28 protein-coding genes are annotated in these 22,823 nt (G+C 50.1%); 17 read left to right on the forward strand and 11 right to left on the reverse strand.

All coding sequences use genetic code 11. The features are described from left to right. The first annotated feature begins 19 nt into the window (after positions 1–19). Complete coding sequence (locus tag BMW84_RS15130; RefSeq protein ID WP_091069885.1) at positions 20–703, forward strand: response regulator transcription factor; 684 nt, start codon at positions 20–22, stop codon at positions 701–703. Further along, the gene (locus BMW84_RS15135) at positions 693–1,811 is read left to right on the forward strand and encodes a sensor histidine kinase (protein WP_091069887.1); all 1,119 of its coding nucleotides are present in this window, start codon (positions 693–695) and stop codon (positions 1,809–1,811) included. Before BMW84_RS15130 ends, BMW84_RS15135 begins: the two co-directional genes overlap by 11 nt. A gap of 247 nt (positions 1,812–2,058) precedes the next feature. On the opposite strand, the gene BMW84_RS15140 is transcribed toward BMW84_RS15135, so the two are convergent. The 3 genes from BMW84_RS15140 to BMW84_RS15150 form a co-directional block, all read right to left on the reverse strand. Continuing rightward, entirely contained in the window at positions 2,059–2,856 is a 798-nt protein-coding gene (locus tag BMW84_RS15140) for an SDR family NAD(P)-dependent oxidoreductase (protein ID WP_091069888.1), read from the reverse strand. Between the two features lie 94 nt (positions 2,857–2,950). Continuing rightward, complete coding sequence (locus tag BMW84_RS15145) at positions 2,951–3,817, reverse strand: helix-turn-helix transcriptional regulator (RefSeq protein WP_091069890.1); 867 nt, start codon at positions 3,815–3,817, stop codon at positions 2,951–2,953. A 102-nt stretch (positions 3,818–3,919) separates the two neighbouring features. Next, positions 3,920–4,498: an isochorismatase family protein gene (locus tag BMW84_RS15150; RefSeq protein ID WP_091069892.1), complete on the reverse strand. Its 579-nt coding sequence runs from the start codon at positions 4,496–4,498 to the stop codon at positions 3,920–3,922. A 139-nt stretch (positions 4,499–4,637) separates the two neighbouring features. On the opposite strand from BMW84_RS15150, the gene BMW84_RS15155 reads away from it, so the two are divergent. The 4 genes from BMW84_RS15155 to BMW84_RS15170 all read left to right on the forward strand — a co-directional run bounded on the left by BMW84_RS15155 (position 4,638) and on the right by BMW84_RS15170 (position 7,252). Next, entirely contained in the window at positions 4,638–5,522 is an 885-nt protein-coding gene (locus BMW84_RS15155; RefSeq protein ID WP_175498829.1) for a TetR/AcrR family transcriptional regulator, read from the forward strand. 80 nt (positions 5,523–5,602) lie between these two features. Next, positions 5,603–6,010, forward strand: a complete 408-nt coding sequence (locus tag BMW84_RS15160) for a VOC family protein (RefSeq protein ID WP_091070530.1) — start codon at positions 5,603–5,605, stop codon at positions 6,008–6,010. A gap of 196 nt (positions 6,011–6,206) precedes the next feature. Then, entirely contained in the window at positions 6,207–6,671 is a 465-nt protein-coding gene (locus tag BMW84_RS15165) for a MarR family winged helix-turn-helix transcriptional regulator (RefSeq protein ID WP_091069895.1), read from the forward strand. 2 nt (positions 6,672–6,673) lie between these two features. Further along, the gene (locus tag BMW84_RS15170) at positions 6,674–7,252 is read left to right on the forward strand and encodes a hypothetical protein (protein WP_091069896.1); all 579 of its coding nucleotides are present in this window, start codon (positions 6,674–6,676) and stop codon (positions 7,250–7,252) included. Between the two features lie 217 nt (positions 7,253–7,469). Here the strand turns inward: BMW84_RS15170 and BMW84_RS15175 are convergent, their stop codons facing one another. Beyond that, a complete protein-coding gene (locus BMW84_RS15175) occupies positions 7,470–8,363 on the reverse strand; it encodes an alpha/beta hydrolase (protein WP_091069898.1) in 894 nt (297 codons plus the stop codon). A gap of 110 nt (positions 8,364–8,473) precedes the next feature. Between BMW84_RS15175 and BMW84_RS15180 the strand changes: the two genes are divergently transcribed. The 4 genes from BMW84_RS15180 (at position 8,474) to BMW84_RS15195 (ending at position 12,122) form a co-directional block, all read left to right on the forward strand. Continuing rightward, on the forward strand, positions 8,474–9,466 hold the full coding sequence (locus BMW84_RS15180) for a helix-turn-helix transcriptional regulator (protein ID WP_091069900.1): 993 nt from the start codon (positions 8,474–8,476) through the stop codon (positions 9,464–9,466). 149 nt (positions 9,467–9,615) lie between these two features. Continuing rightward, positions 9,616–10,185, forward strand: a complete 570-nt coding sequence (locus tag BMW84_RS15185; RefSeq protein WP_091069902.1) for a TetR/AcrR family transcriptional regulator — start codon at positions 9,616–9,618, stop codon at positions 10,183–10,185. Positions 10,186–10,584: 399 nt separating this feature from the next. Further along, positions 10,585–11,427, forward strand: coding sequence for an ABC transporter permease (locus BMW84_RS15190; protein WP_368086721.1), 843 nt, complete (start codon positions 10,585–10,587; stop codon positions 11,425–11,427). Further along, positions 11,427–12,122 (forward strand): ABC transporter ATP-binding protein, encoded by a 696-nt coding sequence (locus BMW84_RS15195; protein ID WP_091069905.1) that lies wholly within the window; start codon positions 11,427–11,429, stop codon positions 12,120–12,122. Before BMW84_RS15190 ends, BMW84_RS15195 begins: the two co-directional genes overlap by 1 nt. 131 nt (positions 12,123–12,253) lie before the next feature. Here BMW84_RS15195 and BMW84_RS15200 read toward each other — a convergent pair whose 3' ends face one another. Continuing rightward, positions 12,254–12,724, reverse strand: coding sequence for a pyridoxamine 5'-phosphate oxidase family protein (locus BMW84_RS15200; protein ID WP_091069907.1), 471 nt, complete (start codon positions 12,722–12,724; stop codon positions 12,254–12,256). Between the two features lie 186 nt (positions 12,725–12,910). On the opposite strand from BMW84_RS15200, the gene BMW84_RS15205 reads away from it, so the two are divergent. The 6 genes from BMW84_RS15205 to BMW84_RS15230 all read left to right on the forward strand — a co-directional run bounded on the left by BMW84_RS15205 (position 12,911) and on the right by BMW84_RS15230 (position 16,665). Then, a complete protein-coding gene (locus BMW84_RS15205; RefSeq protein ID WP_091069908.1) occupies positions 12,911–13,330 on the forward strand; it encodes a DUF3237 family protein in 420 nt (139 codons plus the stop codon). Between the two features lie 25 nt (positions 13,331–13,355). After that, on the forward strand, positions 13,356–14,114 hold the full coding sequence (locus BMW84_RS15210) for an alpha/beta hydrolase family protein (protein ID WP_091069910.1): 759 nt from the start codon (positions 13,356–13,358) through the stop codon (positions 14,112–14,114). A 22-nt stretch (positions 14,115–14,136) separates the two neighbouring features. Beyond that, positions 14,137–15,084 carry a helix-turn-helix transcriptional regulator gene (locus BMW84_RS15215; RefSeq protein ID WP_091069912.1) on the forward strand — a complete coding sequence of 316 codons (948 nt, stop codon included), beginning with the start codon at positions 14,137–14,139 and terminating at the stop codon, positions 15,082–15,084. 66 nt (positions 15,085–15,150) lie between these two features. Beyond that, on the forward strand, positions 15,151–15,729 hold the full coding sequence (locus BMW84_RS15220) for a DinB family protein (RefSeq protein WP_091069914.1): 579 nt from the start codon (positions 15,151–15,153) through the stop codon (positions 15,727–15,729). Next, a complete protein-coding gene (locus tag BMW84_RS15225) occupies positions 15,722–16,174 on the forward strand; it encodes an EVE domain-containing protein (protein ID WP_091069915.1) in 453 nt (150 codons plus the stop codon). Before BMW84_RS15220 ends, BMW84_RS15225 begins: the two co-directional genes overlap by 8 nt. 86 nt (positions 16,175–16,260) lie before the next feature. Beyond that, positions 16,261–16,665 (forward strand): VOC family protein, encoded by a 405-nt coding sequence (locus BMW84_RS15230; protein ID WP_091069917.1) that lies wholly within the window; start codon positions 16,261–16,263, stop codon positions 16,663–16,665. Positions 16,666–16,963: 298 nt separating this feature from the next. Here BMW84_RS15230 and BMW84_RS15235 read toward each other — a convergent pair whose 3' ends face one another. Then, a complete protein-coding gene (locus BMW84_RS15235) occupies positions 16,964–17,596 on the reverse strand; it encodes an FMN-dependent NADH-azoreductase (RefSeq protein WP_091069919.1) in 633 nt (210 codons plus the stop codon). A gap of 135 nt (positions 17,597–17,731) precedes the next feature. Between BMW84_RS15235 and BMW84_RS15240 the strand changes: the two genes are divergently transcribed. Next, entirely contained in the window at positions 17,732–18,091 is a 360-nt protein-coding gene (locus BMW84_RS15240; protein ID WP_091069920.1) for a winged helix-turn-helix transcriptional regulator, read from the forward strand. 121 nt (positions 18,092–18,212) lie between these two features. Here BMW84_RS15240 and BMW84_RS15245 read toward each other — a convergent pair whose 3' ends face one another. The 5 genes from BMW84_RS15245 to BMW84_RS15265 all read right to left on the reverse strand — a co-directional run bounded on the left by BMW84_RS15245 (position 18,213) and on the right by BMW84_RS15265 (position 22,822). Further along, a complete protein-coding gene (locus BMW84_RS15245; RefSeq protein WP_091069922.1) occupies positions 18,213–18,863 on the reverse strand; it encodes a phosphatase PAP2 family protein in 651 nt (216 codons plus the stop codon). A gap of 99 nt (positions 18,864–18,962) precedes the next feature. Next, positions 18,963–20,342 carry a HAMP domain-containing sensor histidine kinase gene (locus tag BMW84_RS15250; protein ID WP_254773008.1) on the reverse strand — a complete coding sequence of 460 codons (1,380 nt, stop codon included), beginning with the start codon at positions 20,340–20,342 and terminating at the stop codon, positions 18,963–18,965. Next, a complete protein-coding gene (locus BMW84_RS15255; RefSeq protein WP_091069924.1) occupies positions 20,330–20,992 on the reverse strand; it encodes a response regulator transcription factor in 663 nt (220 codons plus the stop codon). Before BMW84_RS15255 ends, BMW84_RS15250 begins: the two co-directional genes overlap by 13 nt. A 47-nt stretch (positions 20,993–21,039) precedes the next feature. After that, positions 21,040–21,885 carry a copper amine oxidase N-terminal domain-containing protein gene (locus BMW84_RS15260; RefSeq protein ID WP_175498830.1) on the reverse strand — a complete coding sequence of 282 codons (846 nt, stop codon included), beginning with the start codon at positions 21,883–21,885 and terminating at the stop codon, positions 21,040–21,042. Positions 21,886–22,063: 178 nt separating this feature from the next. Further along, positions 22,064–22,822, reverse strand: a complete 759-nt coding sequence (locus tag BMW84_RS15265) for a lantibiotic immunity ABC transporter MutG family permease subunit (protein WP_091069927.1) — start codon at positions 22,820–22,822, stop codon at positions 22,064–22,066. Position 22,823: the final 1 nt, after the last annotated feature.

Here is a 22,823-nt window from a genome sequence, read left to right on the forward strand (position 1 = left end):
CGGGTTTGAGGGGAGAACTATGAGTACAGAGATCCTTATTGTAGATGATGATAAAGAGATTGCCGAGTTAATTGGAGTGTATCTGCGCAATGAAAGCTATCAAATCTATACCGTGCAGGATGGACTTGAAGCCCTTCAATTTATAGAGCGTCACTCTGTTGACCTCGTGATATTAGATGTTATGATGCCCAAAATGAATGGACTGGATGTCTGCAGAGAAATTCGAAAAGAGCATGAAATTCCAGTCCTGATGTTAAGTGCAAAAACGGAGGATATGGATAAAATTGTTGGCCTAATGACTGGTGCTGATGATTATATGATCAAACCCTTTAATCCATTGGAATTAACAGCGAGAGTGAAGGCGTTATTACGCAGAGCTAATTATCAACCCACGGTTAAAGATCCGGATAGTATCTATATTCACTCCCTGAAAATTGATAAACAAAGCCACACGGTTCATGCTCAGGGGCAAGAAATAAGGTTGACTGCGATTGAATTTGAAATTTTATATTTGCTGGCCAAAAACCGCGGAAGAGTGTTCGGATCAGAGGAGATTTTTGAAAAGGTATGGAATGAAATCGGCACCGGATCTAATAAGACCGTTATGGTTCATATTAGTAACCTAAGAGATAAAATTTCTGCAGCAACAGGAGAAGCGGTTATTCAAACGGTTTGGGGAGTTGGCTATAAAATTGAAAAATAATACGTTATTTATTATTAAAACCATTCCGGTCTGGAAAGCAATTCTCTATGTTCTGCTATCACTAATAGCATCGGCGGTAACGGCAACTATTCTATTATCTTCATTATATTATTTTCAGAAACAGTTTGGTTCGGTAGCCTTCATAGTGAACATTCTTTCTTCTCTCTGGACAATAAGTATACTTAGTCCTTTGTTTTTTGGTTTAATTTTGTTTTCCTACCTGTTCTTGTTCTATCGTGTTGAAAAAAAGCGTTATGTTTCATTTGAATTTAATCATATGATACGTGAAGTTGAGCTTATTGCTAACGGTAATTTTAATCATAAAGTAGAAGAGAGAGCAGAGGCCGGTTTAAATCAGCTTGCTGTTCATATTAATAATGTAGTAATTCAAGCCCGGAAGGCCATTGAGGAAGAGCGGAGATCAGAGCAGATAAAAAATGATTTGGTGACCAATGTTGCCCATGACCTTAGATCCCCGCTAACCTCTATCATCGGATATTTGAATCTTATCAATGAAGATGGATACAGGGACGAAGTAGAGCTTCGGGCTTATATACAGATTGTGAATGCAAAGGCCGAACGATTACATCATTTAATTAATGATTTGTTTGAATATACCTATGTCCAAAACAAAGAAACCCTGGTAAGCGACCAGTCCATAAATATTGAAGAAATGATAAATCAATTAGTTGTACAGCATAGAATTCAAATTCAAGCGGCAAACATGCAAATGAGGACATTCATAAAGAGTGATAATCCTGTCATTGTAGGAGATGGCAATAAAATAGCCAGGGTGTTTGAAAACCTTATTCAAAATGCTATGAGATACGGAAAAGAAGGGAAATATATTGATCTTATCGTAAGAGACTCGGAACAAACCGTTGAAGTTGAAGTGAAGAATTATGGGAAATCAATACCAAGCGTGGATCTTCCCTATATTTTTGAGAGATTTTATAGAGTAGAAAAGTCACGTTCAGAATATACGGGCGGATCAGGCTTGGGACTTGCTATCGCTAAAAGTATCGTCACATTGCATGGCGGGGATATTGAGGCGAAAAGTGCGATGGGGACAACCTCTTTTGTCGTGAGATTATTGAAGAAGCGATAGGGCGTCTCGATGATATCTATCGGGTTGAGTCTATGCTCGGTTCATCCAAGATGAGATACTCCCTACAGTTTCCTGAGTAAAAATGGGGCGATGATCCGTAGATGGGCCGTTTTATTGGAAAAATCACTGATCCTCCAGGTGCTATACAACGAAACCACTCCAAAATGACGCAAATTTCAGCAGACAACAAAAAATGGACCCCTGATAACTGTGAATCGGGGCCCCGAGGTTAAGTATTTGTAACCCTTCAGTGTGATTTCGGGCGAGAGATGCGTCCCATGAGTAAAGAGATCCTATGGCGGGGAAGAAAACGGATCATCTGGGCCGACATGTAATTGCCACGCCCATCGATGATGTAACTGCTTCCCTTGTCGATCCCGCGAAAGGCGGCCCGGACGACGTTCTCTGGTGTAGACAGCGCGCGGCCCGCCGCCATCTCCTGGCTGCCGACAGCATCGAAGAAGCCTGTGTCCGTCGCACCCGGGCACAGCGCAAGTACGCGGACGCCGCGCTCGCGGGTTTCCGCCCACAGTGCTTCGGAGAAGGATAAGACGAATGCTTTGGTCGCACCGTACACAGCCGAATAGGGGCAAGGCATAAAAGCAGCCATGGAGGCCACGTTAACGATGATTCCATCCTTGCGTCCCAGCATGGCGGGAAGAAAATAATGCGTCAGATCGACAAGCGCAGCGGTATTCAGCATCATCTCTTCCTGTTCGCGTTCCGGATCTATATCCTCGAAGCGACCATGTGTGCCGAACCCAGCATTATTAATGAGAATATCGACGGTTAGGTCAAGTTCGGCGATGCGTTCGGCGAGTTGACGCGAGGCACCCGCTTTCGATAAGTCGATGGGCAGAGCGTAAGCCTGTACGCCGTGCTTACGCTTGATCTCCTGGGCTAACGCTTCCAGCTTCTCTTTGGAACGAGCGGCCAATACGACATGGCAGCCTTGTGCTGCCAGTTCTTTGGCGTATGCTTCGCCGATTCCGGAAGAAGCCCCGGTGACCACAGCCAGCTTGCCCCGGTAATGATATGATTTCATGGTAGGCCCCCTTATCCTTGATATGATCTTGATTTTATCAGCGATTGTTGAGGGCTAACCACAGTGCCTGCATACTATTAACAGGACTAACAGGCTAAGCTTGCGATGAAGGCTCGGCGTCCTGAGTCAGCAGGGTCGCAAGTCTCTCCTCTGTACCCGTACCTGGTACTGGGACCATAAAGCACCAGTGCAGCCCAGGATCGTTGTCGATGGCGGTAGCGCAATGAATCGTGAAAGCCAGTTCCAGTCCGTCCGGAAAGCGATATTGTACCGGGACGGCGGATCTTTTTTGCCGGATTTCATGCAACTCCCACAAACGTATGAAGTCCTTGCTATTCCTCTTCAAATGCTCGAAGCGTTCCATGTACATCGGGTTTTCCTTGTAAAAGTCGAAGCTTGCGCGAATCAACGCTGTCATGTAACGTGCGTAATCTTCCCAATTCACAAGTCTTTTGGGATACTCAGGATCGAGAAAGAGTAGCGTTCCCATGTTCCTTTCGTTTGCAGGCAGATGTCCGAAATCCGCAATCACCAGTTCAGCCCCCCGATTCCAAACGATCACATCCGCAAGCTCATTTGCAATGTAAGAAGGGTAACGCAATTGATCCACAAGGTTTTGCAGCAATACGGTATCGGGTTGTTCAGGTTTAGGAGTGAGGTGATGACGAACCGGATCGAGATTGGCCAGGTTGAACAAGTGCTTCTGCTCGTCGCCATCCAGCTGCAGCGCTTGGCTGATCTGGGCTAAAACCTCGGGAGAAGGATTCGTCTCGCGGCCTTGCTCCAGCCAGGTATAGTACGTCACGCTGACATTGGCAAGATAGGCGACCTCTTCCCTCCGGAGTCCTGGAGTACGTCTTCGACCGAGAAACGGTTTGATCCCTGCTTTTTCCGGTTGAAGCCGATATCGGCGCGATTTAATGAAATCCCCCAATGCGGATGAAAAATGGCGATTCTGCATAGAAGACATGCCTCCTTAATAACGGAACTGAGCCAATCTTGAATTACCATGAACCTGGCTCAATAGTACACCAATGCCAAGCTTTTTCATACCGAGCCTTTCTTAAGATTGAAGCGCGGCGCAAGCAAGAATGTCCTCGGCCCTGCGGATTCTGCCAATACGCGGGAAGATGACCTTCATTACGTGTTCATGTTCCTCCTTGCTGAAACCGGTCATGGCATCTGCCGCAAAAATGACCTGATACCCATGGGCGAAGGCTTCACGCGCAGTGGTATCTACACCGATACCCGAAGCAATGCCGCAAAGCACGATCGTCGTGATGCCCCGCCGGCGCAACTGCAGATCCAAGTCCGTTCCGTAAAAGGCTCCCCATTGGCGCTTGGTAATTAAATGATCGGTATCGGTGACTCCGATCTCGGGTACAATTTCATCCCACCCAGGCACCAGATTCAAGGTTGGAGGGGTCTGATCCAGCAGCGGACGAGGCATATCTTTGAAGTCTTTCGTGGATACGCGGACAAGCCCAACGAATGCGCCTGCCTCACGGAAGGCTTGAACCATAGCGGCGGCGCGGGTGACGACTTGCTCGGCTGAGTGAGGGGCATACTGGGTTCCAAGCCACTTTTGCAAGTCGATTACGATTAATGCCGTCTTCGGAAATTGAAACAAGAGTTCTTCCAAGATCAATCACACTCCCGCTAAGAAATCGAGTCCACTCCAATTTGACCTAATGTTCAGTATTTTGAAAATTGGGTCATTTGACTCTATGTTCACAATTTTGTACCATGAGTTTAAAGTTGTCAAGCGGGGGGACGTAAGGATGAGTGTAACCAAACAGGATATCATTCGTTCGGCTTCTAAGATGTTTAAAGAAAAAGGGTTTCTGGCGACCTCCATTCAGGAAATTGCTCAGGACTGTTCCATTGCAAAGGGCTCGGTATACAAATATTTTCCGTCCAAAGAGGACTTATTGTGCGCGGTTTTCGACGAGTGCCAGACGGCTTATTTTGATCGGGCGGAGCATCTGAAACAAACCGGGACAGGCACTCCCAAGGAGCGGCTCGTTAATCAGATCGTATTTCGCTTTCAGTATTTTATTGAATACAGTCACATTATGGTTGACTTCGTAGATCTCCCTATTACTCAGTACGCGACTTTTCGCTCACTAAGAAATCATGCTCGAGCCCGTATGATGGAGTGGCATAGATACTGGCTGCTTGAAGTTTATGGTGAGCGAATCGAAGCATTTCTCTGGGATCTCATTTTTATATACCGCGCGATCTTGAAGGACTATCTGCAGCGCATCATCTTCGAGGTAAAGCAGCTGTCGATAGAAGATACAGCTTGGTTCATCGTCGATAAAATCGATGCGCTGGTCGAACATATGTCTAGGTCAGGTTCGAAGGGGCTGCTTGGACAGAGTGCATTCACCAAATTTATTCATTCCGATTCAAAGGACTGGAATACCGAAAAAGAAAGAATTATCGCAGAATTGTTCGGCAGAGTGACCGCGCTGCTTGAGATTTGGCCCGGCGGGCTCGCTCGGCGGAAGGAGCTGCAAGAGATTGTCCAATTGCTGGGGACGGAGCTCTCTCAGACTCCGCCTAAGAGATCGCTCATTCAGGCGCTTTGTGCCTATTTGGAACAAGAACAGGAGCTGAGAAGTCCGGTCATCCAGTTGAAGCAGATTGTCCTGGAAGAGTGAAGCCCGGTGAACCGTATCCTAAACAGGGATTTAATAAGCATACGCAATTTTCCGTATAAAGAAGAGGTGGAGGTATGAGCATGAGAGTAAAATTAGAGGGAATCACTGTTTTGGCGCTTGATGTTCCTAGATTGACTGGCTTTTATCGTGATGTTCTGGGATTTAGGGTTCTTGTTGAAGAAGAACATTACACTGAATTTGAGAATGACGGCGTTCGTCTAGCCATTTTCTCGGCACCATTAATGGCAGATAACACAAACGGCCACTATTCTTTTGTAGAAAAGCGTAAAGGGCAGGCCTTTGAGCTTAACTTCGAATGTGATTCTCCTGAAGATGTCTACATCAAATATAATGATTTTGTCTCAAAAGGGGCTACAGGCATCACGGCACCGAAGGTAATGCCCTGGGGACACACCACGGGCTTCTTTGCAGACCCCGAAGGTAATATTCATTCCCTATTTGCAGTTAACCCCATAAAGCAAGGCTAAGAATTTTGTTAACTCAAGTCATTTATCTACGGTAAACCGTGTCGCTAGTACAGAGGGAAGTTCCGGCTACACTGTAATCTGGGAGAATGTATCCCCCTCCATGCCAAACTGGCGGGGGATTGAAGACTGCGTGAATATCTGCTACAATCGGTGATACAACATCAATGACATGTCATCAATAAAAGGGAGGCATACTTTGAATCCTATTGAGGAACTGCGTTATTTGATCCTAGCCGCGCAGCGGGAAGGGAGCCGTACCTTTACGGAACTCCTGAAGCCGCTGGGGCTGACGACCTCGCAAAGTGAAGTGCTGCGGGTTCTCTATGATCACGAGCCTTTATCGCTTATTGAACTGGGGCAACTGCTGGTCTGTGAGACCGGAAGCCCCAGTAGGTTGGTGGGACGGATGGTGGAAGCGGGGCTTATTGAACAGAAGCCGTCTGCGGTAGACTCTAGAAAGGTTCAACTTTCCTTAACGGAGGAGGGAAGAGATAAAGCCTTAAAGGTCAGAGACATCGAGAACCGCTTCTATGACGAACTTACGCCTATGCTTGAGGGTCAGCCTGTTCAGAATCTGATGCAGCTTCTGTGGATGCAGGTGAAAGGGAAGCCCACAGGGAATGCACTGGCACTCCGGAAATCCAAGAGGGGGGAGGAATAGCTATGCTCGACAGCTTAATCCGCACAATCAACAAATGGGCTTCCTTCAAAATAGTCCTTCCATTGTTGGGTGTGACCCTAACCTTAATGATCGTGGTCAATAGGGTTCGTTTACCGATTACAGTGCCGCGGATCCGCGAGGTGTCCCAAGGCGCCGATATCCTCGATATGCATATGTACTATTCTAAGAGTGAAGCGTATTCGATGCTTGAACGTCTGCAGCCTGAGGGGAGGCGCGTTTACAGCGAGATGTTAATGGGGTTCGATTTTGTTTTTCCCGCCGTGTATGCCATTACCTTCGCTCTAATCGTTAGCATGTTATTTCGAAGTAAGTTCTCCGCCCATCCGTTCATCCGGGTTCTGGTGATGCTTCCCCTTGCGGCCGGGTTATTCGATTGGTCGGAGAATATGAGTATCCTGGCCATTCTTTTTAAATATCCGGCCATTAGCGATGCTGCTTATGCGGCAGGGTTATTGACACTGGGCAAGTGGATATTTATTTGGCTTAGCCTCGCTGTCGTGTTGATTGGTTTACTGTATAAGTTAAAAGACCGCAGTTCCCCAAGACCGCGCTTAGAATAATGCCGCAACGACATAGTCGTGTCCTACAGCCACGAAGGATAAAACGCGTTTAGAAAAGTTTGGTCTGTATCGCCATCATTTGCTCATATGAGATGCGGCAAAACGATCTGCTGAATAAACTGCTCTTCCAGCGATAGTCCGGGAAGACGTGTCAGCTCATCGACCTTTACTGAAGAAAGATCGTAAAGTTATGACAGGAGGTTGATCTTTATCGGATTCAGGAAAGATGCTGTGTGATAAAGAGGGAAGCACGGTCTAGGGCTTGATCGGCTTCATCGAGAATACCAGAGAACGCCTGAAAAACATGCGGCACGTCAGCGGTAACGTCAAGAATTACATCCACGCCCGCTGCCCAAGCACGTTCGGCTAAGCGGGTAGAATCGTCAAGGAGTACCTCGTTGGTTCCGACTTGTAGCAACAGTGGTGGAAATCCGGTAAGATCGGCGAATCTTGCGGGGCTCACGAGTTCATGGTGCGCGTCTTGTCCCGCGAGGTACATCGCATCCGTGAATGCAAAGCCCTCACGGGTGAAGAACGGATCGAGCCCAAGTTTGCTATCCATACTTGCACCCGAGTGCGTCTTATCCAGACCCGCCGAGAATGTCACAACCGCTGCAGGCATTGGCAGATCTGCTTCCCGTGCCATTAGGCAAGTCGAAACAGCGATACCGCCACCGGCCGAGTCGCCGGCAAACACAATAGAATTCGCCTCTACTCCGTCGTCCAATAGTCCACGATAGGCTGCGAGAGCATCTTCAAGAGCCGCAGGAAATGGGTGTTCCGGAGCCAGACGATAATCGAGTGACATTGACCGAATGTTGGTTTTGCTGACTAGGTTTGCGGTTAGCGACATGGCCGTGTAGGGTGAACCCAAAATATACGATCCTCCATGGAAATAGAGAATAACCCCAGGATGTGCATGCTTTTCCGGGTCAACGACCACACAGGGGCGATTCCCTAGAGTAGTCTGTGTGATCCGTACGCCCATAGGTACGTTCATAGTCGCCATCATAGCAGCGAAACTTGTGCGCATTTGTTCGACGCTTTGAGGCTGGGCGGGTTGGGGACGCCGGATCAATGCATCCACCATCCTACGCTGTTCTTTACTCATAAAATCGACTCCTTTTCTAAATAGATAGTTCCTGCGGTCCGGCTTATTTATAGTGTATAATCTAATTACGACAAAACTTGTCACTATTATATTGGACGGTGAATTATTTGATGGGAAAATCGAGACGCTTGATTGAATTGATGATGGCTGTAAATCGTAAACGTAAATTTACCGTAAAAGAGCTTGCTGAGGAATTTGGTGTATCTACCCGAACCATGCTGCGTGATTTGCAAGAGCTAAGTGGTATGGGGGTACCTTTATATTCTCAAGTTGGTGCGGGAGGTGGATACCATGTTCTTAAGGAGCGGACCCTTCCGCCTATTTCATTTACGGAGAATGAGGCATTCTCCATATTCTTTGCTTCCCATGCTCTTCGGCACTTCAGTTCGTTGCCCTTCGAGGCATCTGCAGAATCCGCACTTCGCAAATTCTTCCGATATTTATCGGACGATGTGAAAAGCCAGATCGATGAGATGCGGCACCGAGTGGACTTCTTTACGCATACACGTCAAGAACGAGCCGAACACCTTGAGATATTGCTCCAAGCGTCCATTAAAAGGTTGCCCGTGACAATCCATTATGGATCTCGAACGGATGAAACCCAACAAAGAACGATTCAACCCATCGGGATATATGCCCATGAGGGGTATTGGTTTTGCCCGGCTTACTGCTATCTGCGAAAAGCCTTCCGGTTGTTTCGGGTAGATCGGATATGGTCAGCCGCTTGGGCGGAGGCCGGGGCCGTATCGCTTTCAGTGGATATTTCAGAGGTGAATTTAACGAACTGGGGACTACATTTCTACGGTAAACAAGAATGTGTTGATGTTAAAGTGCAACTAACGCCAAAGGGGATTCAATTATTTCGGGATAAAAGTTGGATTTTCCCTTGGGGAGAGGTTCATGTTTCCGATGATGGAACGGGTATATTAGAAGCCGGCATTTCCATCTCAGAGATACCGTTTTTCTCCGAATATTTCTTTTCATTCGGTGCTGAGGCGGTCGTGCTTCAACCGGAAGAACTAAGAGAGGCGGTTAGAATGAAATTGGTCCATACGCTCGAGCAGTATAATATCCCACCCTCCTATTCCGATATTCACCAATGAAATGATTCTTGCGGGTTGGCTTATCACGAAAGGGTATCAGGATGGCCTTTTCACTTGCGGTTACGGCCAACGCGGCAACCGTATCACAAAGAAGCCAGAAATTTTGATACAATGTAGACTACGGCTAGTAATCAGGGACGGTGATTAAGATGGGAAGAAAGCAGGCTTTTACAAAATCGGAATTGCTTGACCAGACCAAGCGGGTGCTTCTCGAATACGGTTACGAGGGGTTCCAACTTAAGTTATTATCAAAAAGTCTGGTTGGAGCCAGAAGTACGATTTACCAATATTATGCCAATAAAGAAGAGATCGTTGCTGCATGTATGAAGCGATCCATGGAAATTGTGTTGCAGAAGGCGTCGGCGATAGATGAAACGGATTGCATGAACGCTCTACAACATCTGCTGGATGTATATCTGGAGGAAGCCAGTTTCCATCAATTGCTTGGCTATGCGCATAAAATAAATAAGACGAACTCTGCGGCAGCGGCCAATGACCTTGAATTTGTGGAGCAAGCGCATGTGACTTTAAAAAATCAGCTGGAGCGATTGTTTGCTCGTGCCCAGGAAGAGGGACACTTGAATCCGGGAATTCCGCTTCCTGCGATTATAGGTGTCTATTTCAACCTGATTGATACACCCAATATGATGAATATTCCCGCGCCGCAGTGGAGTAAGCTGTTGTACCAAATGTGGCTTGGAGGGGCAGGAAAACGATAAGGCGCAGAAATATATTTGACACGCGTGTCATATAAAACCTATAATATTAATAAGCCGGACGATAGAAATGATTAATTTGACACGAGTGTCATTTATTTTGGTTAAGGAGAGGAGTATCCTATGTTTTTGGCATTGAAGGAATTGAGACATAGCAAGACCAGGTTTTTGATGATTGCAATCATCTTTGTGTTGATTTCCTGGTTGGTGTTCATCCTATCAGGGTTGGGCAATGGGTTATCTACGCTTGCGGCTTCGACGTTTAAGACCATGAAGGCGGATTATGTGGTTTTCGAACAAGGGTCAAAGGCTTCCATGGGCAAGTCTTTATTATCTAATGATTTGTCAGCGAAATTAGCGGAGATGCCCAATGTAAATGCCGTTTCACCCATGGGAACCATTATGGCATCGGCCATCAAAGGCAGCAGCAAGCTGAATGAGGATAAGGTGGATATCGCGATTATCGGAATCGAACCGGGAAGTTTTCTTGAGCCGGCGGTTACGGAAGGTACGGGGCTGGCCTCCGACCAAATGACGAAGGTTATCGTCAATGAGACGATGAAAGACGAAGGATTTCAGGTAGGGGACACCTTCCAGTTAGATGGTTCGACGGAATCGTTGACGATTGCCGGTTTTGTCAAAAACCAAACCTATAACCACGTAGCAGCCGTATTTACGCCGATCGAAGAGTGGCGCAAGCTTGCGTTCGCGGCCCCAGGCTCGGACAAGGGAGTCTCGGAACCCGTCAATGCAATCATGCTTCAAGGGAAAGACATTCATCCGGATTCCATCAATGAACAGCTGTCGGGCACCGATACGGTTACCCGTGCGGCAGCGGTACAGGGGATGCCTGGCTACAAAGAAGAGAATGGCACCATCATGATGATGCTTGCGTTCCTGCTTGCAATCTCTGCATTCATTATCGGCGTGTTCTTCTATGTATTCACGATGCAGAAGTCCAACCAGTTCGGGATTATGAAGGCTATCGGGGCGAAGAATGGATTCCTGGGTAGAGCCGTCGTCTCGCAAGTGTTCGTCTTATCGCTCTCCAGCATCATCGTCGGTATTTTATTGACCTATGGGACGGCGGCTATCATGCCGAAGGGCATGCCGTTCATGCTGGATACCACGCTGGTATTCATGTACTCCCTTATCTTGCTTGTAATCGCATTGCTTAGTTCGTTGGTATCCGTCCGTACGATCTCGAGAATTGATCCGCTTAAGGCGCTTGGGAGGGTTGAGTAATGACTGAAGGCTTGCAACTGACAGCAGCTACCAAATATTACAATGAAGGATCGAATCGCATTGCGGCACTGGACCATGTGTCCATAAAGGTCGAGCCCGGAGAGTTTGTTGCGGTGGTCGGGCCGTCCGGTTCGGGAAAAAGCACCTTCTTATCGGTCGCCGGCGCACTGCTAAAAGCCTCCGAGGGAGAGGTGACCCTGAATGGAAAGGACATATCGAAGCTTTCGGATCACCAGCTATCCGATATGCGATTGCATGAAATTGGGTTCATTATGCAGGCCTCGAATCTGGTTCCTTACCTGAATGTTCTGGATCAGCTGCTTGTCGTGAAGCGGATGTCGGGAAAGGTTCGTGCAGCGGACAAAGCTTTTGCCGTGAAGTTGCTCGAAGAACTGGGGTTAGGCCAAAAATTGAAGAGCTACCCGGAGGAGCTGTCCGGGGGTGAGAAACAGCGTACCGCCATTGCCCGCGCGTTGATTAACGATCCCGCTGTCATATTGGCCGATGAACCTACGGCAAGCCTGGACACCAAGCGGGCCCATGAAGTGGTCTCCTTGATTGCCCATGAGGTGAGAACCCGCCGCAAAGCGGCGATTATGGTCACACATGATGAACGGCTGCTTGCCTACTGCGATAAGGTATACCGGATGGAAGACGGCCAGTTGACTCTAGCAGAACTGGAGTCCATTCATTAAGGCATCATCGGAATGGAAAATAGCAGCGGCCGTGGATACGATATTTATCGTCCACGGCCGCTGCTTTTTGTTTTTTCGGCAAGCCGGGTATCGACACCATATCCTGATGGGTTGATCGATCAAGGAAATACTTAATTTACCGTCTTATTGATAAAATCAATCTCATTCCGGATCCCTTTATGGGCGTCATTCCACAGGCCTTTGGTCAGGCGAATGCGCAGCAGGCAGGTATTCGGGTCTTCGTCGTTATTGGCTTCGTAATACCAGTCGGCGAATATGGTGCGCAGCTTGGCCATCATCTCCGCGTTTTTCTCGTCACATACCCAGCCCAGGTTCTCACCGATACCATTCGCCGTAAAGTTTTCGACGATGATGCAAACGGAGACTTCGGGGTTTTCGGCGATCTGTTGCATCTTGTTTGAGGTCGCGTAAGTGACGGTGTAGAAGGCGCCGTCCTCATAGTAGGCGTCCACAATGCGGGCGGCGGGACGGCTTATGCCATTCGCCCCCGGTTCCAGCGCGATGGTGGACAGAGAGATCAGGCCGTCTTTGTTACCCGCCTGTTCTTCCAACAGCTTCATGGCTTCTTCGTACCTGTTCATTAGATTACCTCCTAAAGTGTCATAAGGCATATAGGATCAGCTTATCATTGTAAAATAATGGTGCATGTGAATAATATTACGATAGGTACAAAATCGCTACCTCTCCCTCTTCGTGGTGATTTAGGTTAAGCATTCGTAGTCGTGATAGACTTGCTGTAGGCTAAAGGATAAAGGAGGTCTGAAACCATGGAATTCGAAGAAATCGTAACGGTACATGTTCAAATTGAGAATGCGATCCACTTGAATCAGGATGATGGGGATTCGGTGACCATGATTTCTTTTAAAGGACATGCCACAGGGAAGTATTTTGAAGGAAAGATCCTTGACGGAGGAGTGGATACGCAGATCATTGGAAGGGCAGGTAGCCGGCATACCTTATCGGCAAGGTATATGCTTGAAGGCAAGGATCATACAGGGGAGCCATGCTCAATTTATATTGAGAATAACGGCAATGCAAACAGCAAGCTGGAAAATGCATTATTCAGAACTTATCCAAAAGTCATTACGAACAGCAAAGCGCTGGCTTTTCTAAATGATGATATTTTAGTTGCAGAAGGACGAGCAACGGAATATGGTTTAGATATTAAGCTATATAGAGCAGTGTAATGAATGCATAGGAAGGGGTTTTAAAATGGACCGCTATCGAAAACAAGTGGTAACGATACAACACCATGGGAGAGAAATTTATGGCGACTCTTACATGCCTGATCGTGAGCAAAAGTGTCCTATCGTGATCTTTAGCCATGGTTTTAATGGAACGAATGCAGATTTCGCTATGAATGGCGAATGTTTGGCACAGAGGGGTGTGGGCGCCTATTGTTTTGACTTTTGCGGCGGCTCTGTACATTCAAAGAGTGACCTTGAGACCACGGAGATGTCCATATTTACAGAAAAAGAAGATCTCTGCGCCGTTGTGGATGACATCAAAACCTGGGAGAACGTCGATCCGGATCATATCTATTTATTTGGAGGAAGCCAGGGAGGATTAGTGTCCGCATTAGTGGCCGATGAGTACGTACAAGATATTAAAGGCCTCCTGCTGTTATTTCCGGCGCTGTGCATTGTAGATGATTGGAATAAAAAGTTTCCGGCACTTAATGATATTCCCGATACATACGAGTTGTGGGGAGTTCGATTGGGCAGAGTGTTCTTCGAATCGATTCATAACTTTCCGCTATTTGACCATATTGGACAATTCAATAAACAGGTTTTGATTTTCCATGGGGACCAGGATGCTATCGTGGCCCTTGAATATGGGAACAAGGCCTCGATGTTATATCCGCATGCTAGAATGGAAGTGTTTCCAGGCGAAGGCCACGGTTTCACGGAAGCGGGTAATCAAAGAGTTGCCGATTTAACCTACGAATTTATTAGTCGAGAGACGAACTGAGCGCAGATAAGGAGAGGACGCTGTGAACAAAACCGACCGGATGCTGGCCATCGTCATTGAGCTGCAGCGTAAAGGCGTGCTGCGTGCCGAGGATTTGGCTGCCAAGTTCGAGACGAGTGTCCGCACGATTTACCGTGACGTTCAAGCGCTAAGCGAAGCGGGCGTTCCGGTGGCGGGTGCGCCGGGATTAGGGTACTCCTTAATGGAGGGCTATTTTCTCCCTCCTGTCAGCTTCACGCCAGAGGAAGCGGTGGCGCTGCTCATCGGGGCGGAATTCGTCGAAATGAGGCTGGACGCGGAGTACGGGGAGAAGGCCCGCAGTTCGCAGGAGAAGATCGAGGCGATTTTACCGGAGAGTGTCCGCGAGGAGACCGAACGGATCCGGTCGGTGATTCGGCTGTTGAATGAAAAAGGGGCGAAGACGCGCGGGCAGGAAAAAGAAACGTTCAAACAGCTGCGCCGGGCAATTCTGCAGAAGCGCAGGGTTCGTTTCCGCTACGCCAAAAACTTGCCGGATCCGGACGGATCTCGTCATAGCGAGCGAACGGTTGATCCTTACGGGCTCGTTTTTTTGCAAGGGTTATGGATGCTTGTTGCGTTTTGCGGACTGAGGCAAGACATCCGGCACTTTCGGCTGTCCCGCATGAACGAGCTTGCCGTACTGGACGATTCGTTCAGCATCGTCCCGGGTTTTCGCTTTCAGGATCACCGGTCTATTGACGATCGGAAGGTGACCGTCCGCCTGTGGGTCGACCCATCCGTCGCGGACCGGGTTCAGGAATCGGACAATTTCTATATGGAGTCGTTTGAGCCGGGGGACAAAGGCTGGCTGGCTACGTTCCGTGTCCGGCGGGTGGAGGACCTCCTTCAATGGACGCTCGGATGGGGTGCAGCGGTGCAGGTGCTGGAGCCGGAATCGCTGCGCGAGAGGGTGCGCGAAGAAATTCAAAAAATGCTTGAACGCTACTGACATAATGCTGTCAGTAGCGTTTTTGTATGCTGAATTCAGTTAAGCAAAAAGGAGCTGGGTTCAGTGATGGATACGAAAGAAACGCTGCGTAACTTCGAGGAGACGGTCAACGGTTATATTCGAGATTTGGATAGCACAAGTCTTGAGCAGCTGCTTTGGAAGCCGGCGGAGGACGAATGGTCGCTGGGTCAGATGTACATGCATTTAATCGGTTCCGCACAGTATATGCAGCTGAGAAACGCCGCATTGTGCCTTGAACCGGGCGATAGCCCGAAACGGGCGGAAAAAACGAAGCTGGGCGAAGATGTATTCCAGGCGGGGAGTTTCCCGCCGGATCGGGTCAGGGTCCCCCCGTCCCCGCAATACACGCCCCTGCAACCGGATAGCAAAGAACAGCTTGTAGGCGGGCTGCGGGATACAGTACGCCTTATGACTGAGATCGAACCGGCGATTGCAGCGGCTTTTGTTCCGGTTACCCAAGGGGAATTAGGATCGGATAGGGAGAGCGTTCGAAATACGGTTCTCCACCCGCGACTTGGGGGATTGAACGCACTCGAATGGTTTGGACTGATCGAGATGCACTATCGCCACCATTTGCTCCAGAAGGCGCGTCTGGACAACGCTTGGAGGGAAGCAAATGGGTGAACCCGGGCTGGAAAGTGCTAAGCCTTCCTATTGGATAGGCGTCGTCTCGGCGTCGCACGTGCAGCGGGGAGTCAGCGGCGGCTTCGCCCAGATGTGTCACGGTAAATCCGCCCCGCTCCGCAGGATGCAACCGGGAGATTGGCTGGTGTACTATTCTCCCCGTACGGAGATGGGAGACGGCGAGCCGCTGCAAGCATTCACCGCCATTGGCCGGGTTATGGACAACCTTGTGTACGAATATGCGATGTCCGAGACGTTCGTACCTTACCGCCGGAACATTGAATATGTTTCCTGCCAGGAGGCGAGAATCGCAGGTTTGCTTGATCGGCTGTCCTTCACCCGCGGCAAGCGGAATTGGGGCTACCCGTTCCGTACCGGTCACTTCGAGATCAACCGTGAAGATTTCTTGACGATCGCGGAAGCGATGCATGCGGGCATCCGATAAAAGATTTTGGACTTCCGGCTGCTGTTAAGTTTGGATTTCCTAATTTATAACCGCAATATAAAGGAGTATAGGAAGGATGGGTTTTTGTGAATTTTTCTTCTGTACGCATCATTACCGACGATGTGAACTGTCTCGTCGATTTCTATGAAAAAGTCCTGGGTGTTTCCGCGGAGCGCCCCGCGCCTGTTTTTGCTGAACTCGTTATGCCAGCATGTACGCTGGCAATCGGCCATACCCAGACGGCGCAGCTATTCGGCGCGGGTTCAGTAGTAGCAGCGAGTAATCACACTGTCATCATCGAGTTCCGCGTCGACGATATCGAAGCCGAATACGCGCGCTTAAAGCCAATTGTCTATGATTGGGTACAAGAACCGACCACGATGCCGTGGGGGAACCGCTCTATGCTGTTCCGTGATCCCGACGGGAACCTTGTAAATCTCTTCGAGCCGGTGACCGAGGAAGCAATTAAACGGTTCAGTGGCAGGCTTTAATGAACGGATCTTCATGAGGACCATGTGATTACGATTTCCAACCCGACCAAAACGGCTTGATCCCGCCCGCTCTGGCAATGTCCATGTCCACCATGCTCCGGGCCATAGCTTCCCAGTGGCCGACTATTAATAAATACACAAAGATTTGACGGGCGGACACTCACAGGGTGTTCGCTTTTTGATCTTCAATCTGGGATTCCAGTACATCATATAGAGCAAGCGTGTAGTTGATTTAATGGAATGGCTCAGTAATGAGTCGAAGAGCGAGGTCCTGCGAGAGATCGTGGACGCCGCCCTATCAGAACTGTTTGGCAGCTTCCTTAGCTTGTGCGATTGCCTTTTCTTTTACAGACAGCGCATGATCGGATAATGCCGTGCCTTCCACAAAAATGGCCTCTATCGATTCAATCCCGTAGAAGTGCAACACCTTGGTCATATAGCTGTATCCCATCTCAAGCCAGGCAAGAGGACCTTCCGAATAAACGGAACCGCTGGCCTGAATGTGCAAGGCTTTCTTGCCTGACAGTAGGCCCACAGGGCCCTCATGGGTATATTTGAACGTCTTCCCCGGAATAGAGGTTGCATCGGTGTAGGCTTTTAACACCGGCGGGATCGAGAAATTCCACATCGGGGATACATAAACATACTTATCGGCGGCTACGTATTGATCAACAACCTCCTCCAGCCGTTCTACTTTTGCTTTCTCGGCATCAGATAGTTGATCGAACGGTGAACCGGAGCGAAGCTTTTTCCAACCGCGTAAAACATCGGCATCGAATGGCGGAATATTCTCTTTGTACAGATCGAGATGAATAACTTCATCGGCCGGATTTGCTTCGCAGTACGCTTCAATAAATGCTTTGCCTACGGCAAGGCTGTGAGATTCCTGATAATCAAGGGGATTCGCGGTAATATACAGTACAGTTCCCATTGTTGCATCTTCCTTTCTGTAATCAGATGTAATTTCACTTCCTAGAGTGATCATAAAATATATACTTACTTTTGTTAAGTAGGAACAAAAATGTGCTATAGTATTAAAAAAGGTACTGAAAAGGGGATCAAATGTATGCAGAAGAACCCTGGACAATGTCAGTTCGTGGTGGCGATGGATTCGATTGTCGGCAAATGGAAGCCAACGATCCTGTATCATTTGCTAAAAGGCAAACCTTTGCGGTTCAATGAACTTCGGAGATTGCTGCCCGATATCACTCAAAGGATGCTAACCCTCTATCTGCGGGAATTGGAAGAGGAAGAGATTGTTAAACGAGTCGTTTACCCGCAAATTCCGCCGAAAGTGGAATATTCCATTACGGAATACGGCATGAGCTTGTCTCCGATTTTGGAAACCTTACATCAGTGGGGAGTGGCCCATGTTGAGCGAAAGCGGCTCAAACAGGCGGAAAATGACCAACCAGAAGAGTACTAATTTTCATCGAAGGAAAATTCCCTTAGCCGGTCAACATGAAGCCTCAATGCTCTAGAAACAAACAACAAGCCCCCTCCGCTTTTTCAGCAGAAGGGGCTTTACAGTTCGTGCAGGATGAGGGCTACGCTTCATATGAACGCTCCTGGGGCGTGCGGCTGCTGCGGGTGAAGAAGTGTTCGGCCAGCAAAACGGCAGCCAATACAACTTCGACAAGCATAATGCCGGCAAGGCCGTCCAGAATTGCATGCTGTTTGATGAACAGCGTGGACGATATAATCGTCCCGGACATCCCTCCGATCAGCAGCATGTTCCATTTGTTCCGGAAACTGCTGCTGGCGGTCAGGCGGAACACCATGTAGCTGGAGAACACATGAATGCTGGGGAAACAATTGAACGGCTGATCCCGGTGGTATATAAAACGCACAATCGAAGTAAAGGCGTCATGACCCACTAATTCGGGGCGCGGTACCGTCGTCTGAAAAATCGAGTAGATGCCGTAACAAATGCAGGCGCACACGGTGTAAATTAATAAAGCGCGGTAATAGACGCGAATATCCTTTTTGAAGAAATAGAAGATGCATACATAAATATAAAAAATCCAAATGGAATAAGGCAGGGCAAAATATTTAACGAAAGGAATGGCGTTATCCCAAGAAGTCATTAAATGATAGACCTTGCCTCCAGGCTTGTCGACCCATGCATACAGCTTCCCGAGCACCGGAAAAATCAGCATAAACAGCAGCGGCGTATACTTCCAATTGCGCAATGACACTTCTCAACCTTCTCCCAAGCTAATTTTAAGCCAATCCCCATTATAGTTGATTTAAGATGGATTAAAAAGCGTGCGATCGTTGGAAACCCGGTGCTGAAATCAACGAATTTGAGAACCGGCCACACTCAAGGTTACCCTCCCTCCACCGGAGGGCGCATTCTCCAGTGTCAGCGTTCCTCCGTGCTGCTGTGCGGCGGATTCGGCGATGTAGAGGCCCATGCCATGGTGGCGGCCGGACGTGCGGCTCCGGTCGCCCATGTAGAACTGGGTAGCGGCTTCCCGCAGGTCAGCCGCCGAGAAGCCCGGCCCCGTATCCGTCACCGTGAAACAGACATCGGTCTCATCGCTCCGGACCTCCAAGGTCACGCTGCCATGCGGAGGCGTGTGCTCCACGGCGTTGGCGATGACATTGACGATGCCCCGCTGGAGCAGCTCCTTATCGATCGCGATGGACTCGGGCAGCGGCTCCTGCGTGTGGACCTGCGCGGCAATGCTCTTGCCGGTGGACAAGGCCCGCAGCTGGTTCTCCAGCTCCGCGACAAAGTCCCGCAGGCGTCCCGGCGCTTTCCGCTGCACGGCAGCAGATTGCAGGCTGGACAGGTCAATCACCTCCTGTACGAAGGTTTCGATGTCCCCCGCACTCTGCAGGATGTACCCGTTATACTCCCGCTGGACCTCGTCCTGGACGGTCTCCTGCAGCAGCTCCGCGTTGCCCCGGATAATGGTCAGCGGGGTCTTGATGTCATGCGCCAGCGCGGAAATCTGCTCCCGGCGCGAACGCTCCAGCTCCCACTGCCGCTTTAGCGATGCATGCAAGGCTTCCTTCATCTGCTCCAGCGAAGCCAGCACTTCGTCGATCTCGCGGATCCCGCTCGGCTGGACGGTGAACTCCAGGTTCTCGCGCCGGATGTTCTCGGTCGCTTCCTGCAGGCCCGCCATCTTCTGTGTCAGCCTGCGTCCGAAGCGGGCAGCCAATACGGCGGCCAGCAGCAGGATGCCGAAGATGAAGAGCAGGATGCCGAGCAGCTGCGGATTGGGCAGATGGTTGCGCAGCCAAGCCGAGGCATACTGCGGCGTCAGGGTATACCGGAAGATCCAGAGCTCCTCTCCGCTTTGGAGAGCGGTATAGAAATGGGCGTCGCGGCTCTTGCCCTGCATGGCAATGGCCCATGCGCGGGCGGCGTCACGGGCGCTTAGGTTGCCCGAAAGCCGCTTCCCGTCCGCGGTGAATACGGCATACTCCGCCAGCTCCGGCACGAAGTCCGGCGCAAGACTGACGCCTCCGGCCAACTGGTCCTTGGCAGCCGCGATTTCCTTCTCCGCATAATTGGCGGGCAGCACCATATTGAACGAGAACGCGGCCGTGAACAGCCCCAGCAGCAGGACCAGCAGCAGAATGGTCCCGATGCTGAGAAACAGCAGGTATTGCAGGAAGAAGGTGCGCAGCCGCATCTTCGGCATTTTTGCTACAGCTTCCACTTGTAACCAATCCCCCAGACCGTCTCGATCGCTTCGATGCCCGCCTTGTTCAGCTTGGCTCGGATATTCTTGATGTGTTCCGTAATGGCGCTGCCGTCGCTCTCTCCATCGAACCCGAAGACGGCCTCATAGATATGCTCTTTGGAGAAGACCTGTCCGCGGCTCCGCGCAAGGAACTCGCAGATTTCGTATTCGCTCTTGGTCAGCGGCACCTTATGGCCGTGGGCGAGCAGCTCCTTGCCGGAGAGGTTGAAGTGGACATGCTCCAGATAGAGCACATTCCGCCGCTCCCGCGCCTCCCGTCTGAGATGGGCGTTAATCCGCGCCCGCAGCGCGCCAATCCCGAAGGGCTTCATGATATAATCGTCCGCGCCCAGCCCCAGGCCGTACATCAGATCGTTCTCCAGCGTCTTCGCCGTCAGGAACAGAATCGGGCAATCCACCGCCGCGCGGATCTCCCGGCAGAGCGTAAAGCCGTCGAGGCCCGGCATCATCACATCGAGCAAAATCAGGTCATAGGCGCCCAGATCCATCTGGCGTACCTGAGCGGAATCCGGGAGCGTCGTGACCAGGTGGCGGTCTGCGCTCAGAGCGCTTCGAATTAGCGCCAGAATGGCGGGTTCGTCGTCGACGGCGAGTATTTTGGCCATATGGATTGGATTCCCCCCGTCTCTAAGTTGTATGTTTCATTACCGTATCACTTACTTGCCTTCTCCCCTGGAACCTCAAAAAATTCATACGAACTAGGCATGTCATGCTGCCCTAATGTGGTGACTTCCCCGTTTTGGTTAATGAAGCCGTATTCGGCTGAACCGATTTTCCAGAACGTCCTGAAAAATACGACTCTGCCGGTCGTGATCTTCGGCTGTGCCCCTGCCTCTTCTACAATCCGGCTGGTAACGAGGTAAGGCCCTTTGGCGCCTTGATCCCCAAGCTTGGCGATCCACTTCTGTTCCAACCGGCCGCCCACGGCCTCCAGATACTCAATCCCGCTGCCGGTGGTCATGAAGACCTGATCCGCCCGCCCTTCGGGAAAATAATAAGTATGATCAGGTATGGTGACCTCCTGGATCTGGGTGATCGGCTTCAGGGTGCGGACCGTCGGCAGCTCCAAGGTTGCTTTGCGGGCTTCGGCCAGATTGTCCGATTGGGTCTTGGCAATCATCTCCGGCGTAGCCTTGACTACAAATACATCCCGCGTATAAGGATTCCAGCCTACATAGGCCTTAACCGCTTCCGCGATGAAACGCAAAGGGACCATCACGCGTCCCTGTTTGAGCTGGGAGGCTACGGGTAAATCGACTTTCTTGTTCCCGATGAATGCCGATTTCTGGCCTGCTACGAGGGTGATCGTTTCCTTATCGCGTACAGCAGTTACTGTTTTGGTGGAGTTGCTCCAGGCGACCTGAATACCCGGAATGGACTGAATGACCTTCAGAGGAACCATAGTGGTGCCCCGTTCTATAAAAGCTAAAGCTGCGACATCTGTGGCCACTTCGTCTTTATTGACAGTGATGGTAATATCCTTTGAGCTCTTTGCCATGGACGTCCCTGCCATGAACGCAACCAACATCATGCTTAGTATCGAACAAGCTATGAACTTCTTCATTTTCTACGCCCTCCAATATGCAAAGTGGTTTATTCTTACATTTATTGGACGGTAGTGGATGGAAAAAGTTACGCTCGGACTCTCGCCAGGCTTCCGGGCTTCTTCATAGAGGTTAGGCATCGGCCGACCGGCCCTCCCAGCGCCGGAACCAGAGGCACGACAGGACAGCCGCCGTCAGCGTGGCCAGGATACACACCGTAATTCCGGTATTCGCCTGCGATACAGTAAGGGGAAGCGGGGTGCCGGCCGCATGAACAGTCCAGATCGAAATCAGGCGGGCGCCCCAGGCAAAAGGCACATACACCCAGAGCCGCTCACCCAATCCGGTCAGCAGCAGGGCGGCAATCAGACTCCCCACAATGCCGGTTCCGATGGACGGGCCCCGGCCAAACCGCAGACTGACGAAGCTGTGCAGCAGGTAAAGGAACGTGCTGCTTCCGAACAGAATCCCTGCACCGCTCCAGTAAAAAGCCATCCCCAAGCCGTCCTGCCCCAGCACCTCACGGAACCCGATGCCAAACAGGAGGACGGCCAGCAGGATGGCGCCGAGACCGTAGATCAGCAGCAGCAGCAGCTTGCTGGCGTAGACCTTGATCCGCTGCGCCGGGAGCGCCAGCAGCCCCTGAAAATGTCCGGCCAGCGCCTCCTGCTCCGCTGACATCGAGCATACCAGGGCAATCAGGGTGGGCAAAGCGCAGCCCAGCACCTGAAGATACGCCTGCACCTTGTCGGTGGCGCTCCAGGGCGAATACGCGTAATACGCCAGGAACACCGTCGCGGCGATAAGCGGAGCCAGCAGATGAAGGAGCAGAAAGGGCGTACGCCGGGTTTTGAGCAGATCGGCCCTGAAGAGACCGAGTATGGAAGCCATG

This window comes from Paenibacillus sp. NFR01, assembly GCF_900111565.1.
GTDB lineage: Bacteria > Bacillota > Bacilli > Paenibacillales > Paenibacillaceae > Paenibacillus_AQ.

What these genes read in the sequence shown, in the direction of transcription:
- BMW84_RS15130 (WP_091069885.1), top strand. Translation starts at nt 20, where the DNA reads ATGAGTACAGAGATCCTTATTGTAGATGATGATAAAGAGATTGCCGAG.
- BMW84_RS15140 (WP_091069888.1), bottom strand. Translation starts at nt 2,856, where the DNA reads ATGAAATCATATCATTACCGGGGCAAGCTGGCTGTGGTCACCGGGGCT.
- BMW84_RS15145 (WP_091069890.1), bottom strand. Translation starts at nt 3,817, where the DNA reads ATGCAGAATCGCCATTTTTCATCCGCATTGGGGGATTTCATTAAATCG.
- BMW84_RS15155 (WP_175498829.1), top strand. Translation starts at nt 4,638, where the DNA reads ATGAGTGTAACCAAACAGGATATCATTCGTTCGGCTTCTAAGATGTTT.
- BMW84_RS15160 (WP_091070530.1), top strand. Translation starts at nt 5,603, where the DNA reads ATGAGAGTAAAATTAGAGGGAATCACTGTTTTGGCGCTTGATGTTCCT.
- BMW84_RS15170 (WP_091069896.1), top strand. Translation starts at nt 6,674, where the DNA reads ATGCTCGACAGCTTAATCCGCACAATCAACAAATGGGCTTCCTTCAAA.
- BMW84_RS15175 (WP_091069898.1), bottom strand. Translation starts at nt 8,363, where the DNA reads ATGAGTAAAGAACAGCGTAGGATGGTGGATGCATTGATCCGGCGTCCC.
- BMW84_RS15180 (WP_091069900.1), top strand. Translation starts at nt 8,474, where the DNA reads ATGGGAAAATCGAGACGCTTGATTGAATTGATGATGGCTGTAAATCGT.
- BMW84_RS15185 (WP_091069902.1), top strand. Translation starts at nt 9,616, where the DNA reads ATGGGAAGAAAGCAGGCTTTTACAAAATCGGAATTGCTTGACCAGACC.
- BMW84_RS15190 (WP_368086721.1), top strand. Translation starts at nt 10,585, where the DNA reads ATGGCATCGGCCATCAAAGGCAGCAGCAAGCTGAATGAGGATAAGGTG.
- BMW84_RS15195 (WP_091069905.1), top strand. Translation starts at nt 11,427, where the DNA reads ATGACTGAAGGCTTGCAACTGACAGCAGCTACCAAATATTACAATGAA.
- BMW84_RS15200 (WP_091069907.1), bottom strand. Translation starts at nt 12,724, where the DNA reads ATGAACAGGTACGAAGAAGCCATGAAGCTGTTGGAAGAACAGGCGGGT.
- BMW84_RS15205 (WP_091069908.1), top strand. Translation starts at nt 12,911, where the DNA reads ATGGAATTCGAAGAAATCGTAACGGTACATGTTCAAATTGAGAATGCG.
- BMW84_RS15210 (WP_091069910.1), top strand. Translation starts at nt 13,356, where the DNA reads ATGGACCGCTATCGAAAACAAGTGGTAACGATACAACACCATGGGAGA.
- BMW84_RS15220 (WP_091069914.1), top strand. Translation starts at nt 15,151, where the DNA reads ATGGATACGAAAGAAACGCTGCGTAACTTCGAGGAGACGGTCAACGGT.
- BMW84_RS15225 (WP_091069915.1), top strand. Translation starts at nt 15,722, where the DNA reads ATGGGTGAACCCGGGCTGGAAAGTGCTAAGCCTTCCTATTGGATAGGC.
- BMW84_RS15235 (WP_091069919.1), bottom strand. Translation starts at nt 17,596, where the DNA reads ATGGGAACTGTACTGTATATTACCGCGAATCCCCTTGATTATCAGGAA.
- BMW84_RS15240 (WP_091069920.1), top strand. Translation starts at nt 17,732, where the DNA reads ATGCAGAAGAACCCTGGACAATGTCAGTTCGTGGTGGCGATGGATTCG.
- BMW84_RS15255 (WP_091069924.1), bottom strand. Translation starts at nt 20,992, where the DNA reads ATGGCCAAAATACTCGCCGTCGACGACGAACCCGCCATTCTGGCGCTA.
- BMW84_RS15260 (WP_175498830.1), bottom strand. Translation starts at nt 21,885, where the DNA reads ATGGCAAAGAGCTCAAAGGATATTACCATCACTGTCAATAAAGACGAA.
- BMW84_RS15265 (WP_091069927.1), bottom strand. Translation starts at nt 22,822, where the DNA reads ATGGCTTCCATACTCGGTCTCTTCAGGGCCGATCTGCTCAAAACCCGG.